The organism is Bacteroidia bacterium (assembly GCA_026932145.1).
Lineage (GTDB): Bacteria > Bacteroidota > Bacteroidia > J057 > JAIXKT01 > JAIXKT01.
This window is the reverse complement of sequence record JAIXKT010000007.1, coordinates 228,107-245,794: the sequence shown is the minus strand read 5'-3', so window position 1 is coordinate 245,794 and position 17,688 is coordinate 228,107. Positions and strand designations below refer to the sequence as shown.

At 37.2% G+C, this 17,688-nt stretch carries 15 protein-coding genes; 4 read left to right on the top strand and 11 right to left on the bottom strand.

The window, feature by feature from the left end:
* Window positions 1-250: 250 nt before the first annotated feature.
* From LC115_02210 to LC115_02200, 3 genes are all read left to right on the top strand, one after another.
* Window positions 251-421 (top strand): hypothetical protein, encoded by a 171-nt coding sequence (locus tag LC115_02210; protein MCZ2355495.1) that lies wholly within the window; start codon window positions 251-253, stop codon window positions 419-421.
* 48 nt (window positions 422-469) lie between these two features.
* Window positions 470-1,813 carry a signal recognition particle protein gene (gene ffh, locus LC115_02205; protein ID MCZ2355494.1) on the top strand — a complete coding sequence of 448 codons (1,344 nt, stop codon included), beginning with the start codon at window positions 470-472 and terminating at the stop codon, window positions 1,811-1,813.
* Between the two features lie 126 nt (window positions 1,814-1,939).
* Entirely contained in the window at window positions 1,940-2,632 is a 693-nt protein-coding gene (locus tag LC115_02200; protein ID MCZ2355493.1) for a carboxypeptidase-like regulatory domain-containing protein, read from the top strand.
* On the opposite strand, the gene ung is transcribed toward LC115_02200, so the two are convergent.
* From ung to lpxK, 11 genes are all read right to left on the bottom strand, one after another.
* Window positions 2,633-3,304 (bottom strand): uracil-DNA glycosylase, encoded by a 672-nt coding sequence (gene ung / locus LC115_02195; protein ID MCZ2355492.1) that lies wholly within the window; start codon window positions 3,302-3,304, stop codon window positions 2,633-2,635.
* Window positions 3,305-3,391: 87 nt separating this feature from the next.
* Complete coding sequence (locus LC115_02190; GenBank protein ID MCZ2355491.1) at window positions 3,392-5,869, bottom strand: PAS domain S-box protein; 2,478 nt, start codon at window positions 5,867-5,869, stop codon at window positions 3,392-3,394.
* Between the two features lie 183 nt (window positions 5,870-6,052).
* Window positions 6,053-6,580 carry a DUF5683 domain-containing protein gene (locus tag LC115_02185; protein ID MCZ2355490.1) on the bottom strand — a complete coding sequence of 176 codons (528 nt, stop codon included), beginning with the start codon at window positions 6,578-6,580 and terminating at the stop codon, window positions 6,053-6,055.
* Window positions 6,581-6,620: 40 nt separating this feature from the next.
* Window positions 6,621-7,526: a ParB/RepB/Spo0J family partition protein gene (locus LC115_02180; protein ID MCZ2355489.1), complete on the bottom strand. Its 906-nt coding sequence runs from the start codon at window positions 7,524-7,526 to the stop codon at window positions 6,621-6,623.
* 65 nt (window positions 7,527-7,591) lie between these two features.
* On the bottom strand, window positions 7,592-8,377 hold the full coding sequence (locus LC115_02175; protein ID MCZ2355488.1) for an AAA family ATPase: 786 nt from the start codon (window positions 8,375-8,377) through the stop codon (window positions 7,592-7,594).
* Window positions 8,378-8,497: 120 nt separating this feature from the next.
* On the bottom strand, window positions 8,498-9,076 hold the full coding sequence (locus tag LC115_02170; protein ID MCZ2355487.1) for a hypothetical protein: 579 nt from the start codon (window positions 9,074-9,076) through the stop codon (window positions 8,498-8,500).
* A gap of 15 nt (window positions 9,077-9,091) precedes the next feature.
* Entirely contained in the window at window positions 9,092-9,478 is a 387-nt protein-coding gene (locus tag LC115_02165) for a DUF1987 domain-containing protein (protein ID MCZ2355486.1), read from the bottom strand.
* Window positions 9,478-10,035 (bottom strand): SiaB family protein kinase, encoded by a 558-nt coding sequence (locus tag LC115_02160; protein ID MCZ2355485.1) that lies wholly within the window; start codon window positions 10,033-10,035, stop codon window positions 9,478-9,480. The genes LC115_02165 and LC115_02160 overlap by 1 nt, the downstream gene beginning before the upstream one ends.
* A 228-nt stretch (window positions 10,036-10,263) precedes the next feature.
* Window positions 10,264-11,214 (bottom strand): glycosyltransferase family 2 protein, encoded by a 951-nt coding sequence (locus tag LC115_02155; GenBank protein MCZ2355484.1) that lies wholly within the window; start codon window positions 11,212-11,214, stop codon window positions 10,264-10,266.
* Between the two features lie 85 nt (window positions 11,215-11,299).
* Complete coding sequence (locus LC115_02150) at window positions 11,300-12,121, bottom strand: purine-nucleoside phosphorylase (protein MCZ2355483.1); 822 nt, start codon at window positions 12,119-12,121, stop codon at window positions 11,300-11,302.
* A gap of 19 nt (window positions 12,122-12,140) precedes the next feature.
* Entirely contained in the window at window positions 12,141-13,226 is a 1,086-nt protein-coding gene (gene lpxK / locus LC115_02145) for a tetraacyldisaccharide 4'-kinase (protein MCZ2355482.1), read from the bottom strand.
* 876 nt (window positions 13,227-14,102) lie between these two features.
* On the opposite strand from lpxK, the gene LC115_02140 reads away from it, so the two are divergent.
* Window positions 14,103-17,688 (top strand): Ig-like domain-containing protein (locus LC115_02140; protein ID MCZ2355481.1); only part of this gene is annotated, 3,586 nt, incomplete at its 3' end.

The following is a 17,688-nucleotide window of genomic DNA, read 5'->3' as shown; positions in this document are numbered from 1 at the left end:
TGAGGCTCTCGAATCGTTGCCTGAGGCTCTCGAATCGTTGCCTGAGGCTCTCGAATCGTTGCCTGAGGCTCTCGAAGGCAACGATTAAACGCGTATGAATAAAATTAACTCAAATAAACTAACACTCAAACCGAGATTTCCAGAGTTTGTAGAGAAAGAATAGTGAGACGAATTAGTAAATCAAAAAACTACAGAAAGCATCAACAGCTTTGATAAAAACATTGATTACTTAGGCGATGCTTACGAATTTTTGATTGGAAAATTTACTGCGGATTTAGATAAAAAAGTAAGTGAACTTTATGATCCATCGAGGATTTTAGATATTTTTTCTGGATATGGAGCTTCCAGCAATATAACAAGGCAAAATACCCAAGTTCACGCAGGACAAAATTGTGAAGCTACAAAATTGATAAACATATAAATTTGTAACTTTGCCAAAGCAAAAAACGTATCAAAATAGCCCACCATTATGTTTGAAAATTTATCATCTAAAATAGAGAAAGCCCTAAAAACCCTAAAAGGAGAAGGCCGAATTAGCGAAATAAACATTGCCGAAACAGTTAGAGAGGTTCGTAAAGCTCTATTAGATGCAGACGTCAGCTATAAAGTAGCCAAAGATTTTACCGATAAAGTTAAGGAAAAAGCACTCGGAATGAACGTTTTAACGGCTATTAAGCCCGGCGAACTATTCATAAAAATTGTTTTTGACGAACTGAAAGAGCTAATGGGTGGAGAACACAAACCACTCACGGTTTTAAAATCAGGGATGACTGTTATTTTGATAGCCGGTTTACAAGGTTCTGGAAAAACTACTTTCTCCGGAAAGTTAGCAAAGTATATCAAAAAATCCGGCAAACAGCCTCTCTTAGTTGCTTGCGACGTTTATAGACCGGCTGCTATTGACCAGCTAACAGTACTCGCTGAACAGGTTGAAAGTGAAATATACAAAGAACCGGAAAACAAAAATGCCGTTCAAATTGCCCTTAACGGTATTCAATATGCGAAAGATACCGGGAAAAATGTAGTAATTATAGATACCGCCGGTCGTCTGGCTGTTGATGAGCAGATGATGGCCGAAATTGAAGCCGTCAAAAAAGCCGTTCAACCCACTGAAACACTGTTTGTTGTAGATTCAATGACCGGCCAAGACGCTGTAAACACAGCCAAAACGTTTAATGACAGGCTGAATTTTGACGGCGTTGTTTTAACCAAATTGGACGGAGATACACGAGGCGGAGCTGCTTTATCCATCCGTTATGTTGTTTCAAAACCCATTAAATTTATCTCTAAAGGTGAAAAAATGGAAGACCTTGACCTTTTTCACCCGGAAAGGATGGCCAGCCGTATTTTGGGCTTCGGAGACGTAGTTTCTTTGGTTGAAAGAGCCATCGAAATATTTGATAAAGAAGAAACAGAAAGAATACAGAAAAAACTCCGCAAAAACGAATTTGACTTTGAAGATTTTCTTTCCCAACTTCAAACAATCAAAAAAATGGGAAATATCAAAGATCTTTTAGGAATGATCCCCGGAATAGGAAAAGCCGTAAAGGACGTAGATATTAGCGATGATTCTTTTAAGCATATTGAAGCTATTATCTATTCCATGACCAAAGAAGAGCGCAGAAACCCCATGATTATTGACGGTTCACGCAGAAAAAGAATCGCAAAAGGGAGCGGAAGGCAAGTTCAGGAAATTAACCAGCTATTAAAGCAATTCCTTGAAATGAAAAAAATGATGAAGACCATCAATAAAATGTCTGAAAGCGGGCGTGATTTACGGAATCTACCAGCTTTCAAAAATATGAAAAACTAATTTATATCTATTTTGAAACCAACTAACTCAATAAAACGTTAATTCTCAGCATTAACTCCTATGATAGCGTTGATACATGGTTTTTTAAGATCAAAAAGCAGCCTATTTTTTATTATTTGTTTATTTTTGAGCTTTTGGGTAGCCTTTTCTGCTATGTCGCAAGTTCGTTCTGAGGAAAAAGTGTATCAACTTTCGGGCGTTATTGTGAGCCGAAATACCGGCGCACCCGTACCTTATGTAAGAATTGTTGTGAATAACAGCCGAAGAGGTGCAGTTGCTAACCATGAAGGCTTTTATTCCATTCCGGTTGTAGAAAAAGATACATTATACTTTTCCTCAGTAGGTTACCACCAATCTAAGTTGGTAGTCAGCAGCTATTTATCAGGCTACGAAGGCTCAAAAACAGGAGATTATTTATATGAAATTCATTATATGGTAGAGGATTCTATCGTTTTGCCTACAGTAACCATTTTACCCTACCAAAATCCACAGGATTTACGGACTGCTTTGCTGAATGTGCCTACGCAACAAAGTCTGTATGAGCAACTTGCTTATGCAAATTTAGATCCTGCTGCGATGAGCTATTTTATGAAAAACCTACCGGCTAATGACCAAGACAGGTATATGGTTGCTCGTCAGCGTTATATGGAGATGCAGAGAGATGCTAAGTTAGCACCCAGTATCGGTATGGATTTTAGTGCGGTTTACCGGCTTATCAACTATTTTCATAACCAAAGTACCCGTAAAAAAGAAAAAATCTACAATTATTGGCCGGAAGAAGCAAGCCCTAACCGGAAAGTAACTACTGACGACGAATAATCATAGATGCCAATTGATGGCGGATTTTCCTTTGGCATGAAGCCACAAATTTACCCTTGAAAAAGGTTTTGATCCCCAAAATCCATTATGTACCGATAATGGAGAAGGATGTACAGACCTGATAATCAGATGTTTGCTTGTATCTATTAAGTGTTCTTTTTGCTGGGCAAATTTTCCCCATAAAATAAAAGCGACGGTATCACATTCTTTACTTACTGCGGCAATAGCTGCATCGGTAAAGGTTTCCCAACCTTTTTGTTGATGAGAGCCGGCTTTGTTAGCCTCTACAGTCAAAATAGTATTTAACAAAAGAACGCCAGATTTTGCCCAGCCGCTTAGGTCGCCGGTTGATGGAACGGGGTAGCCTAAATCGCTGTGGTATTCCTTGAAAATATTTACTAAGGATGGTGGCGGCGGCATATTTTCCGGAACAGAAAAACATAACCCATGAGCTTGGCCATAGCCATGATACGGATCTTGACCCAATATCACTGCCTTAACTTGCTGAATAGGTGTGAGTTCAAAAGCTCTGAAAATATTTTTCCCAGCAGGAAAAATTTGTTTGCCGGCCTGTATCTCCTGCTTTATAAATAAAGTCAGTGCCTGAAAATATGGCTTTTCAAATTCTGACTTTAATGCCAAAGCCCAAGAAGGTTCTATTTTGATATTCAAGAATACGATGTATTTAAGTTTATTATATTTGAAAGAAACCGATTTTTAGCGAAGCAAGTTTAGTATGAATAAACCAAAAGTGGAATTTTAAATTGGGAACGCTACGTTAATAGTAGTTCCTTGCGTTACCTCAATAGTAAGTGTTCCGGATAGCTGGCGGGCAGTTGTTCGGATAAGTTGCATCCCCAAAGAGGTAACTTTCGGGCTGGTGTGTTCTGGCAAAACCCCTATCCCGTTGTCCTGTACAGAAAGAATGTAAAAACCATTCTTCGTCTTTAAATCAACGGAAATAGTAGCTAAATCAATACTTTCATTGAAAGCGTGTTTTACAGAATTACAAATAGTTTCATGTAAAAATAGCCCAACGTTGATACAAGTATCAATTGGTAATAAACAGTTTATGATATTGACTTTCAAGTGAATATTTTTTCCCTTTGCATAAGTTCGGACACAGAAATGGCTCAGGCTTTCTGCAAAATCTTTTAAGCTAACCAATGAAAAATCTAACGCCTGATATAGTTTTTCGTGAACCATAGCCATTATTCGTATGCGAGACTGACTTTCGATGATTTTTTCTTGAATTTTTCTATCCGGAATAGATGCTGATTGTAAACTTAGTAGGCTGGAAATAATTTGTAAATTATTTTTTACTCTATGGTGAACCTCTCTTACTAATACTTCCTTTTCAATCAATGCTTGTTTGATTTTGCGTTCATCTTCAACGCTCCGCGTAACCAACCTAACTATGGCTACTACTTCTTGTTCTTGAAATGGTATAAATCGAACTTCAAAATATTCCTTGTGAGTATAAGTTATATCAAAAACAATTCTTACCGGCTGGTTTGTTGTAATACATTGGTTTATAGATTCTTGAACTTCTTCAATATTTTGATATGATAAAATTTGGTAAAAATAACTACCTTTAATTGCATCCGTTTTGATAAATTTCTGATAATCTATCGGAACTCTAAATTCAATACAAGAACTATCAGCACGTAGTTTAAAATACATATCCGGCAACGCACTATACAAACTCAATAATTCATGATAGGTTTCCTGAAACCGAGAATTGGTAACAGAAGCTAATGAGATAGGCTCAGAAAGTAGCAGAAAAATATCCCCTTGGCTAATAGGTATAAAAACAATTGTATCAATAGATTGAAATGAAACGCGGTTACGGGTTAGTTTCTCAAATTTTTCCTGTAATGGCGTATAAGGGTTGTTTTGTGCCCGCCTAATTAATGCATAAAGTTTTTCTAAGTTATCACTATGATATAACGTATCAATTTTACTGTTTACAATCTGTGTTAAATTATAGTCATATTGCTTCAATAAAAATGTATTTGCCTCTAAAATCAAATATTGATTATTAAAATAAAGTGATGCTGATAATATGTTGTTAAAAAGGTATTCATATTTAATGTATTCAAGCGTTAATGAATTCCGAAATATTGTTTCTGAGGTAATATTGTTAAAATAAATCACTAACAAATCTGTTTTTCCCTGATTGTATTGATGATAAGAAATTCGATAGTTTGTAATAACTGAGTTATTTTCTACTGTAATACATTCACAATAAGGTTCTTTATTATTTTTATTAATTATTTCACGGGATAAACTTTCTATGGTAGAAACTTCCCATTGAATATGACGGGCAAATTCTTCAAACGTAACTACCAACTGCTGTGGTAAATTAAAATCTTCTATAGCTGATAGATTACACTCAACAATTGTTTCTTCCCGCAAATCAACCACTACTATTGGATGTTGTATTCCATCAATGATTTCTTTATAGTAGTCCTCTGAGGAATACGTTTGGATTTGGTCGGAAATTTTCTGCGCATAAGAAACGATTCCTTTTATTTCTGGATTAAACAGTAAATTATGATGTGTATAACTCCACCAATGCCAATTATTAGCCCGAAACCGAGCGCGACAATTAAACTGAACTACTACATTTGGTTTGTCAATGTTTTCAGTAAATAACTTAGAGACCTTTTCTAAATCATCGGGGTGGAAGAACTCAAATATAGATCTTCCTACAATTTTATCTGATTCACATCGAGCGGTATTCAGCACTGCTTGATTTACATAAACCAACAAGCCATTGTGATTAATAACGGAAATTAAAGATTCGCTATTACCATAAAGTTCTTGATAGCGATTTATTGGCGCAAGCGGTGAAAGTAGTATAGAATAAGACTTAGAAACAACCTCTTTTTGAATGGGCATTATTGTAACAATCAGAATATCAATCCCTTGAATGTTTGTTAATGAGCCTGATATTAAGCATCTCAGATAGTTTCCGTTCCGTTTATAAACTTTCCAAAATGACTGATATAGACCGGGGCGGGCAAAACTATCGGCAATCAGACTAAATACTTTATCGTGTACTGCCGGATTTAATATCTTTATTATGTGATAGTTTTGTAAATCCTCTATCTCATATTCCAGTAAACTACACATAAAATCAGAAACATATACCATGATTCCGTTTTTATCTAACAGGATAGTTCCAGAAAATTCTGAAGAGATTAGGTTTTTCTTAAGCTCAATGTCAAACATTTGATAGCTACTATCTTGCAAATACTTTCCGTTTTAGAGAAAAGTACTAAGCAAATTCACTCACAAAGGTAAAAGTTTTGGGGGATTATGGTAGTTTTTTTTAAAAAAATCAATTAAGACTTCATTTTATTACACAAAACAGAGGTTTCTCTATACTTTGAATCATTTTTGATTTGATTCTATTCAGGGTTTAGGTTTAAACGTAATAGAGCAAGATATTCCGGCTCCGCCTTGGTTTTGCAAACCCACCCAGATCGCCGGTTGAATATGCAACGCTAAATCTTCTGAAACAGAAAATCCTTTTAGATGCCGAGCTACATAAGCCTCTACTGAATTTAAAGCATAACCTAATGCACCCAAAACAATAATGAGATCTCTGTTTCTACGATAAAATTCTCGTTGGGCTAACAGTGTTTCGTTACTGATATTGGTATATGAATCTATTGTAAGAGAATCATTATCAGTTCTGTATAAATATGCTTTTCGGAAAGTTTGGTACGATTGGTTGTTTTTCAAGGCAAAGTAAGCGCAACTTCCCATTACAGCGTATATGACGGGAATTTTCCAATAATCTCTGTTGTATAGCTGCCCTAAGCCCGGCACTATTAAGCTCAAAATAGCTGCTTTGCGGGCTTTTTGATTAATGGAAATAATTGTTTTTGCAGCTACAAGAGAATCGTTATCTGATGTTTTCTGGGCATTAAGCTGCATTATAAACAAGCTAACGCAGCTCAAAAAGCACAACAAGTGTTTAATCACGTTCCAAAATATCTATAAGCCGGTTCAATTCATCTAAAGAATAGTATTTAAGCCGTATTTCACCGTTTCCGTCATTTTGTTGGTTAATTTGAACTTTGGTGTTAAGGTGTTTTCCCAAACGGCTCTGTATATCGCGGATATGGACATCCTGAGGTGAATTATTGGTTTTAGTAGATGTAGTTTTAGGCTGATTTAGGTTACGAACAAATTCTTCTACTTGACGAACAGATAAATCTTGCTGAATAACTTTTTGATAGATAGAGAATTGGTGGATTGGGTTATCAATGGTAATGAGTGCGCGTGCGTGCCCCATAGATATTTTGCCCTGTTTTAGGGATTGTTGAATCTCGGGCGGTAATTTTAGTAACCTCAAATAATTATTGACAGTAGCCCGTTTTTTTCCAACTCGGTGGCCTAAATCTTCCAGAATCAAGTTACATTCTTCCATTAGCCGTTGATAGCCAAGCGCAATTTCAATTGGGTTTAGGTCTTGACGTTGGATATTTTCTATCAAGGCCATTTCGATCATTTGCTCGTCATTAGCTGTTCGGATATAGGCCGGAATGGTTTCGAGGCCGGCTATTTTGGAAGCCTGTAACCGGCGTTCGCCGGAAATTAGCTGGTAGGTCTGTTCATTTAGTTTCCTTACAGTAATTGGCTGGATAATTCCATGAATCTTTATAGAATCCGATAATTCTGCCAAAGCCTCTTGGTCAAAATCATTTCTCGGTTGATATGGATTCGTTTCTATCTGATTAACAGATATTTCAGAAATAGTATTGGGTAGAATACCGGATGAATTAACGAGATTCCCGTCGGGGGTAAGCATTTCGTTACCTCCTAATATAGCCATTAAGCCACGTCCAAGTCCTGATTTTTTACCTTTTTTTTCTTCCACAGAAAGTGCGGTTACGGAGTTTAAAACAACATAACAAAGTTAAGACAAATTTCGATTACTCTAATCTACTTTGTCTCCAGCAGAATCCCATTATTCTCTAAGATTTCCTTAGCTAAGGCGAGGTAATTTTGGGCTCCTTTTGAGTTTAGGTCGTGCATCAAAACAGGCAGGCCAAAACTGGGAGCTTCTGAAAGCTTTGCATTTCGCTGAATAATTGCCTTAAATACAATTTGTTGAAAATGAGAGCGAATTTCATCAACTACTTGATTACTAAGCCGTAACCGTTGGTCGTGCATTGTTAATAAGATGCCCTCTATTTCTAAATTTGGGTTTAATCTTTGCTGTACAATTTTGATTGTGTTTAACAATTTCCCCAATCCTTCCATTGCAAAGTATTCACACTGAACCGGAATTAGTACTGAATCTGCTGCCGTTAGAGCATTTAAGGTAACGAGACCTAAAGACGGAGAGCAATCTATCACGATAAAGTCATAATCATTTTTTACCTTATCCAGAACCTGCTTCATTTTCTTTTCTCGGTTTGGTAGGTTAATCATTTCTATTTCAGCACCTACCAAATCTATGTGAGACGGAAGTAAGTTTAAATTAGCAACTTTTGTGTTGATAATAACTTCATTCAGTTGATTTTCTTCATGAATAATACACTCATAGATACTAAGTTTTACATTTCTGGGGTCAAATCCAACCCCCTGAGTTGCATTAGCTTGTGGGTCAGTATCTACTAAAAGAGTCTTAAATTCTAAGGCAGCAAAACTGGCGGATAAATTTACTGCTGTTGTCGTTTTCCCAACCCCGCCCTTTTGATTTGCTATGCAAATTATTTTGCCCATTACGCTATTTTTTGAGTGGCAAAGTTATCTTGTTTTGTGCTTTATTCCAAAGGTTGCTGCCTACTTCCTGAAATATATTAAATTTAAAATTAAATACCCAATGTTTGGTGTATTTGCAGATTAATCCAGAGAAAATTTCTTCTTTTCTTTCTTTTGGGCTCGTTTTAGCAAAAAATGTTCTAAGTAAGATTCTACGGGTTTAAGTAAAACGACTAAGGATACTTTAAATGCAATTGACCAGACTTTGACATCTCCAAACTGAGCGACCCAGTCTTCAAAGGTGGTTTCCATAAACTCGGTAAGCATAAAAAGCCCAATGGCTAATAGCATAATAATGGTTGTTGCTTTTCTTCCTGCTCGTGAACGAGTTAGCTCGTCTATGGTTAATTGAAGTTCAATATTTTTTGTTTTTAACTCTTCGTTAAATCGTTTAATTTCTTCGGCTTGTTCTTTTAGTAAGGCATTGGTAGATTTCAACTTTCGCTGCAATCTATCTCCAACGGAGGTCAATAATTTTGCATCTTTAAGAAGTCTATCAAAGTGAATCGTAATATCTTTCAGAGCCTCTTGGTACTCTTCTCTCGATAAAGATTCATTAACAGAAGTTTCCTTTAATTTTTTCAATACGTCCGCTTCTTTTCCGTACGGAACAATATCTTCTCGTTTATTTTTTTTTTCTTTTTCTTCTGAATCTTTCACAAAGATAGAGTTACCTTAAAGTGTATCATCACGTTCAACTAACTCAAATGGCAGAGATACAATAGATTGGTAGTCTTCTCCGGATTCTAATACATCAATATCATCTACATAATAATGCCATTTAATAAGGCATTTTACGCCATTTTCATAGTGAATTTCTAATATTCTAAGTATTTCAAGAACGAACTTAGCAGAGCTTGTATTAAAATAGTCAAAATTAAAGTGGAATACTACTTGCTCTGGTGGGGAAGATAAATACCCTGTAAGCCATTCAATAACAGGAGTGTAGAATTGTGCCGAGTTTTCCGGATATGAGTTTCCCACGATTTCAAGTTCACCTGATTCCGGATTAAAATCTATTTTAGGAGTATCATCTGTAGCTGGAACTAATAGTGGTTTCATCACTTATCTGTTGTTTTGGTTGGTTGAATGTAAACGAACAAACTAAAAAAAGAGAAGTTGTCGTTTACCGGTTTAAAATTATAGTTTATCTTATTGTCTTTTGATTTTCGTGCAATGTCAATGATTCCTAAGCCTGCACCGCCTTTATCGGATATTTGCTCATTAGTAAGGACTTCGGTATAAAAAGCGCGAAGTTCTTCGGGTGTCATTGAGTTGATACGGTCTATGTGGGATTTAAGCCAAACGGCTGCATCCCGGGTAACTAAATTACCCGTAGCAATTTGATAGCAATTTGCTATCCTACTGATTACCAATAGAGAATTACCCTCCATTCCGGATTCAGACTTTTTTTCTGTATGATGGATTAAGTTTTGAAGTAATTCTATCAAGATGGAGTACATCCGTTTTCGGATCATACGTTCTTCTCCAAAGGCTTCCATTTTAGTGTCAGCCATTTTTAATATACTTTTTATCAACTCAGACGTAACGATTCCTTTGTAAGCAAAGATAATCTCGTTGTTTTCCATCCGGTCGTAGTATGATTTTAGATCTACCATGTTAACTAAACTTGGATTATGGACTAATATGAAAGCGCGGCAAAGTTAGAAACTTTATTGTAAGTGAGCATTAAAATTATTCTTTAAAAGTGAACTTTTTATGTGTTGTTTGTGTCTCAATAGATGCTTACTTAGTTGAGAAAGCGATTCTTATTTTCATGTTGTTTTGTTAGTCGTGCTATGGCTGCCGAGAGGTGGCCATTTGCATTTTATAGATAATTAGATGTTTTATAGCTCTTTAGATATTAAATACTTATTTCGTTCTGGAGAGTTTCTGGTAATTAATTCTCCCAAGAAGCCGGTCAAAAACAGTTGAGAGCCTACGATTATAGCTACTAAGGAAAGGTAAAATAATGGCTGCGCAACAATTTCTCTGATGATTAATCCTTGGCTTATGTAGTAAAGTTTCTGGGTTATTAGAAAGATAGTGATTATCAGGCCGATACAGAATGAAGCGATTCCTAAAAGTCCAAAAAAGTGCATGGGTTTACGTCCAAAACGGATTACAAACGCTAAGGTTAGCAAGTCCAAGAGGCCATTTACAAAACGCTCTATTCCGCCAAATTTTGTAACACCATATTTCCTTGGGCGGTGCTGAACGACCTTTTCTTGGATTTTTGAAAATCCTGCGCCCTTAGCTAAAAACGGGATATAGCGGTGCATTTCTCCATAGACTTCTATAGATTTTACAACATCGTGCCTATACGCTTTTAAACCGCAGTTAAAATCGTGTAGGTTGTGAATACCAGAAACAATGCGGGTTGCCCAGTTAAATAGCTTAGTTGGAATTGTTTTGCTCAGCGGGTCAAAACGTTTTTTCTTGTAACCACTAACTAAGTCATTTCCTGCCAAAATCATCTGATAGAGTTCTGGGATTTCATCCGGGCTATCTTGTAAATCGGCATCCATTGTAATTACTACCTTTCCGGTAACTTTCTCAAAACCAACATTTAATGCAGCAGACTTTCCATAATTACGTAGAAACCGAACTCCACGGACAGCCGGATTTTTCTGGTGAATATCTTCAATTACTTGCCATGTATTATCGCGGCTTCCGTCGTCAATAACCCAAACTTCATACTCAAAGTTATTCTTTATCATGACGGTGTCAATCCACGTACAAAGCTCCGGCAGCGATTCCGCCTCTTCAAACGCAGGAATAACTACTGAAATATCTATCTTTGAATTATTTTCCATTCAGATAAGTAATTCAGAATAAAATAGTTATTACAAAATCTACGTTTTTGATAGACAAGATATTTGATTAATCTATTTGGGCTATCAATCGGGAGAATAGTTCTGATAGTTTGGGTTCTGCTTCTCCGGCAACGTGCAGGATTTCTTCAAATAAAACTGGGCGGCGTTCATAGAGGGCACATTCGTCTGTAACAACAGAAATAGCGAACGTTCTCATTCCCATGTGGTTAGCAATAATTGCTTCTGGAACGGTGGACATTCCTACTACATCCGCGCCGATTCCACGCAGGTAACGGTTTTCTGCTCTTGTTTCTAAGTTAGGGCCGGATACTGCCGCATAAACACCAGTAGAAATCGGTAAAGCAAGTTCTCTGCCTATCTTTAAAGCTAAGTTTATCAAGTCTTTGTCATAAGGGCCGCTCATCTCTGGAAAACGGGGACCAAAAGACTCAATATTCTGGCCACGAAGTGGATTTTCCGGCAATAAATTTATATGATCATCTAAAATCATAAAATGTCCGCAGCGGTAATCGGGATTCAAGCCGCCGGCAGCATTAGAAAGTAACAAAGTGTTAATACCCAACAGTTTAAATATTCGTATTGGATAAGTAATCTGAAACATTGAGTAGCCTTCATAATAGTGAAAACGCCCCTGCATAGCTACTACTCGTTTGCCGGCAAGGGTTCCAAATATCAACTTACCAAAATGGCTTTCTACGGTACTTATCGGAAAATTCGGGATAAAATTGTAGGCTAATGATTTTTCTACCTCAATCATATTAGCTAACTTTCCCATACCGGTACCTAAAACGATGGCTATTTCCGGTGTCTCGCTATATTGCTTACGAATATAGGTAATGGTTTGCTCAAACTGTTCTGCAATTGTCATCTATCTAAATATAAGATTGTTATACACTTAAAGAAACTGTATCTAATGAAGGTGCTAAGTTAAATAATTTTGATAATTCTGTGTTTAGATAATCTTCGCCAGATTCAATTTCGGTTTCGATTTTTAAGTAGTAAATCGGCTGATTACCGAAAATCTCACAAAAGTAGTTTTTTTCTTTAATCCGAAAATAATCTTTTTCTGTGGTAATTAATATTGGAGGAACTTTAAAAAATGTTTGTTTAGAGAAACGGGTGAACTTTTCTTTTATAGCTTTTAATTGTTTTGCAGAAAAGATATGATGGTCAGGAAAAGGATAAAATTTCAACACATTGATATTTAGAGAATTTAGATAATTATGAAAGGCTTGATTATTCCCTAAGCCGGAAAATACAATACAAGAGATTCGTTCAGTTGCGAAATTATCCATTTGTTTGGTAGGAATAAAGCAATGTTGTAGCTTTGTTACTTTTGTTTTAAGATAGACTTTAGGGATAGCAATTCGGGTACGAAATTGTCGTTCTGTATCAGGGTTTATTTTGGTAACAAACATTAAATCAGATCGTTTGTAGTTTCTATAAGGTTCTCTAAGTCTTCCTATGGGAAGTAATTTATCTTTCCACGGGGGGGTAGTTGCATCTACTACTAAAAAATCCAAATCTCTATGTAGCTGAACGTGCTGGAAAGCATCATCTAAAATAATAGCATCTAATTTATTTTCTGCAACTAATCTAAGCCCACCTTGATAGCGGTCTTCACAGACTGCCACCGGAATTTCCGGAAAACGATTTTTAACTAATAAAGCTTCATCTCCAACTTCTTCAGCCAAACTGTTGGGGGCAACATTCACAAATCCGGTTGTTTTTCGCATATACCCACGACTAAGATACGCAACTTTTAGCCCTTGCAATTGAAACTTGCGTATTAACATTATGCAGGCGGGCGTTTTTCCTGTACCACCAGTGGACAAATTCCCTACTGAAATAACTTTTACAGGTAAATTATGGGTGCGAAGAATCCCCCACTTGTATAATTTCAACCGAACAAATACAACAAATCTATAGAACCAACTCAATGGTATTAAGATAAATGTACGTACAAAAAACATACCTAAGTTCCTCATTAACGCCCATATTAACGACTTGCCTTTTTGTTTCCTGCGCTTTTTCATAATCTATAAGCTAACTTCAAAACGCAAATGTAGTAAACAGTAAATTCCTACCTATAATTATGTTGAAAAAAAATACCTACGTTGAGAGTTGTAGCTCAGAATGTATAAAAACTATGGTTTCGTGGGGAGTTTATTATTACAATTAAAGTAGCATCGTTTTTTGTTCCTAAAAAAAGCAAGTAATATTTCTGACTAATTTATTATTTCTAACTCATAATGAAGTACTTATGTTTTCTATTTTTCGGTTTAAATGCTTATTGAAGTGATATTTTCCTTCCTCAAATACAGCCGAAAAGGCCTCCCGATTATCCCTACAAACTCCGTCTGTACTTATAAGGTGTTATCATTTTTGGTAATTTTTGAATTGTTTTTTTCTCAAAAAAATATCCAATTACCTCTTTGATTTCAGGCAACTGGCATATAAACAACTCTAAGTTCTATCTATTTTTAGATATTTTTGTACTTTAAGGATGGGGAAAGGTGGTTTTGTTTTTTTGGTTTCAGGTATAAATTGTGAGTTTACTCTTACTTGGCAATCTTTTTATCATACTTTTTGAATCACCAACCCAGAAACTTTAAACTGCGGAGCTATTGGGCAATTATTTACAATATTGATAAACACACACAAAAACATCTTCTCATAAAAGAAGAACTAAGCAACTTTTAGAATAATTATTGCTTTTGTCAAGAATAAGGAGTTTTTAGTAAAAAACAAAAAAAAGATTCTTTCTTATTTTTTTATAATTATATTTGTAACCTCTACTTTAATAGTTTGTTATGAGTCGTGCTTTATTTTTTTGTTTTTTTCTGATATTGTCAGGAACTGTAGCCGGGCAGGTAAATAAAACCCGCGAAGATTATGAGCGATTTCTGCAAAATCATCCTTTTTTAAATAGAGAAAAGTTTTTAAGAAAGGGATATAAAATAATCCCCAAATACGACAGGCCGGACTATGCTCGGGAAATGGAGATTATCAAAACGATGGATCCAGCAACCGGTCAAGTTCCTTGGGAAAAGAAACTCATTGCGTATCAACAAACACGCGCTTTACAACAAAAAATTGCAAGCGGTATTGTGCCTTATGCCGGAATATCTAATGTAAACTGGGTTGAGCGCGGACCTAACAACGTTGGAGGACGTACCCGTGCATTAATGTTTGACCCAAATGACCCAAGTAAGAAAAAAGTATGGGCAGGCGGCGTTACCGGAGGTATCTGGTACAATAATGACATTACTAATGCAAGTTCTTCTTGGAACAAAATAAGTGACCTATGGGAATCTATCTCTATATCATGCATTACGTATGACCCTAATAATACCCAAATTTTTTATATTGGAACCGGTGAAGGTTTTGGCGCTGGCGCAGGACGAGGAGCCGGAATATGGAAAACTATGGATGGCGGAAATACATGGACTCAGCTATCCGCTACAACAAATTTCTTTTATGTAAATGACATTATGGTTCGAAACGAAGCAGGGCTTAGTGTGATTTATGCGGCGATAGCCAGTGAGTATTACGAAGGAGTTTGGCACGGTGTTGGTGAAGGATTACAACGCTCCGTTGACGGCGGCACTACTTGGGCACAAGTTTTACCCAATATTTCCGGAAATCCATACCAGCCCTCAGATATAGAAATCGGGGCAGATAACCGCATCTACATTGGCTCTAAAAGTAATTCTTACGGCAACGGCGGCGGTACAATTTTGTATTCTACTACCGGCCTATCCGGATCTTGGACAATTGTAAATAAATATTCCGGAGTTACAAACGTTGGCCGGATAGAACTCGCTTGCGCACCCTCTAATGCCAATATTTTATATGCTATGGTAGAAGCAGGGAACAAAGTTTATACCTGTGCCACATCAAAAGACAAAGGTGTAACCTGGACAAACCACGCGCAGCCTGATGACGCAGATACAGGAATCGCACCAACAGACTTTTCAAGAGACCAAGCTTGGTATGACCTGATATTAGCCGTTGACCCAAATAATCCACTACGAGTCATAGCCGGTGCCATTGACTTATTCCTATCAGCAGATTCTATGGGTACATGGGCACAAATTTCTAAATGGTCTAATAACCCAAACATGAATACCTTAAGTTGCTCAATCGTACATGCCGACCAACATGCCATCTCTTTTCAACCCGGATCAAGCAATACCGTTATCTTTGGTAATGACGGAGGAGTATCTTATACATCCCAGCTAAATGTCGCTGCGTCTAGTAATGTAATATCTTCCAGAAACAAAGGTTATAATGTAACCCAATTTTATTCATCTGCATTACATCCTACAGCTGGAAGCAATCTTATGCTTGCCGGAGCTCAAGATAACGGAACACAACGTTTTTCTAACCCGGGAATGAACGCTACCGTTGAAGTTAATGGCGGAGACGGAGCCTTCTGCTTTATAGACCAAGACCAACCCCAATACATGATTGCCTCTTATGTCTATAACGACTATAGTCGATCCTCAGATGGCGGTTCAAGTTTTCCTACCCAACTTTCCAGCAATACAAATGGTTCTTTCATAAACCCTGCAGATTATGATAATCGAGAAAATATTTTATATTCGGGTAGAACTACTACAACTATCCAACGTATCACCAATGTAACTGGAACGCCTACCACAGCGTCCGTTACCGTTACAGGATTGGGTAGCCAAGCATCTGCGTTCGCTTGTTCCCCCTACTCTACACCGGGAACATCTACGGTTTTTGTGGGCACTTCTGCCGGAAAACTCTTTAAGCTAACCAATGCTCACACAACTCCTACTGTAACCAACATTACCGGGGCTTCTTTTCCTACGGGATATATTTCTTGTATAGAAATCGGTGCTTCAGAAAATGAACTCTTAGTAACATTTTCAAACTATAACGTAAAAAATATTTGGTACACAACGAACGGTGGAACTACTTGGGTTAGTAAAGACGAGGCTGCCTATGGCTTGCCAGATATGCCAATTCGTTGGGCAATATTTAGAATTTCAGATAGAAAACAGGTACTTGTAGCAACCGAAACTGGGGTCTGGTCAACAACTGATATTACAGCCGCCAATCCCGGATGGCAGCCAACCAATACCGGTATGGGGAATGTTCGTTGTGATATGCTGCAAATCCGTAGTAGTGATTATACAGTGATGGCCTCCGCGCACGGAAGAGGCGTATTCACCATGAATGCCTTTTCTCCTCCTGATGCTGACTTTTATAGCGATAAACAAGTTACTTATCTCTCTACCGATATTACATTTACAGATAATTCCGTTCAGGCATCCAGTTATAGTTGGAACTTTGGTTCAGGTGCCGTTCCTGCAACTGCAACAGGAGCTGGACCTCACACCGTTCAATATACTACTGCCGGCAAAAAAACAGTTACGCTAACAATTAACGGTGGGGTTGATGTAGAAACCAAAACCGATTATATCCATATTTTACCGTCTTATAGCGGATCTTACACCTTAGCTATGGGTGGCGATTTTGAATCAAATGTCAATGATTTTGCTGCAAATAATGTCTCCGGTACTCCATTTGAAAGAGGTAATTCCGCAATTTCAGGTAAAAACAGTGTTGTTTCCGGAGCAAACGCATGGGTTACCGGTTTATCAGCCTCTAATTATGCCAGTAATACGGTTGCATATTTATACACTCCAAATTTTGACTTCTCGTTAGCCGGCACATATACCATAGCCTTCAAAGCAAAATATGATTTTAGCTCTGACGTAGGTTATGACGGCTACCGCTTGGAATACTCAACAGATAAAGGAGCTACATGGCTTCATCTATCACCCGCTGTGGCCGCTAACTGGTATGATAGGAATACAGCTACTGATAATACTGTATTCCCTCCCTCTACACCTTTTTTCTCTGCGTTAATTACTTCTTACTCAAATAGAACCCGCGATATTTCTGCTTTAGCCGGAAATACAAACGTAGCTTTTCGATGGGTGTTTAAATCAGACCTGTCAATAACAGACGTAGGATTAGCTATTGATGACTTTACTTTAACAGCTCCCTCAGATATTACTCCACCGACTATTTTAACGCTATCTCCTCCTGACAACGCTACTGGGGTAGCCATTACCTCCAATCTCGTAATGACTTTTTCAGAAAATATCCAAAAAGGAACGGGTAATATCTTAATCAAAGAAAATGGAACTACTACACAAACTATCAATGTAACAAGCGGAAGTGTTACGATTTCTGGAAGTACTGTAACAATAGATCCAAGTGATTTTACGCAAGGAGCAGTTATTAATATTGAAATGCCCGCAGGGATATTTAAGGATATGGCAAACAACAATTTTGCTGGAATTTTGATTTCAACTGCTTGGGATTTTTGCACCACCCCTACTGCTTCAACGCCCGGCAGCAACAGCCCCGTATGCGAAGGAACAAACCTCA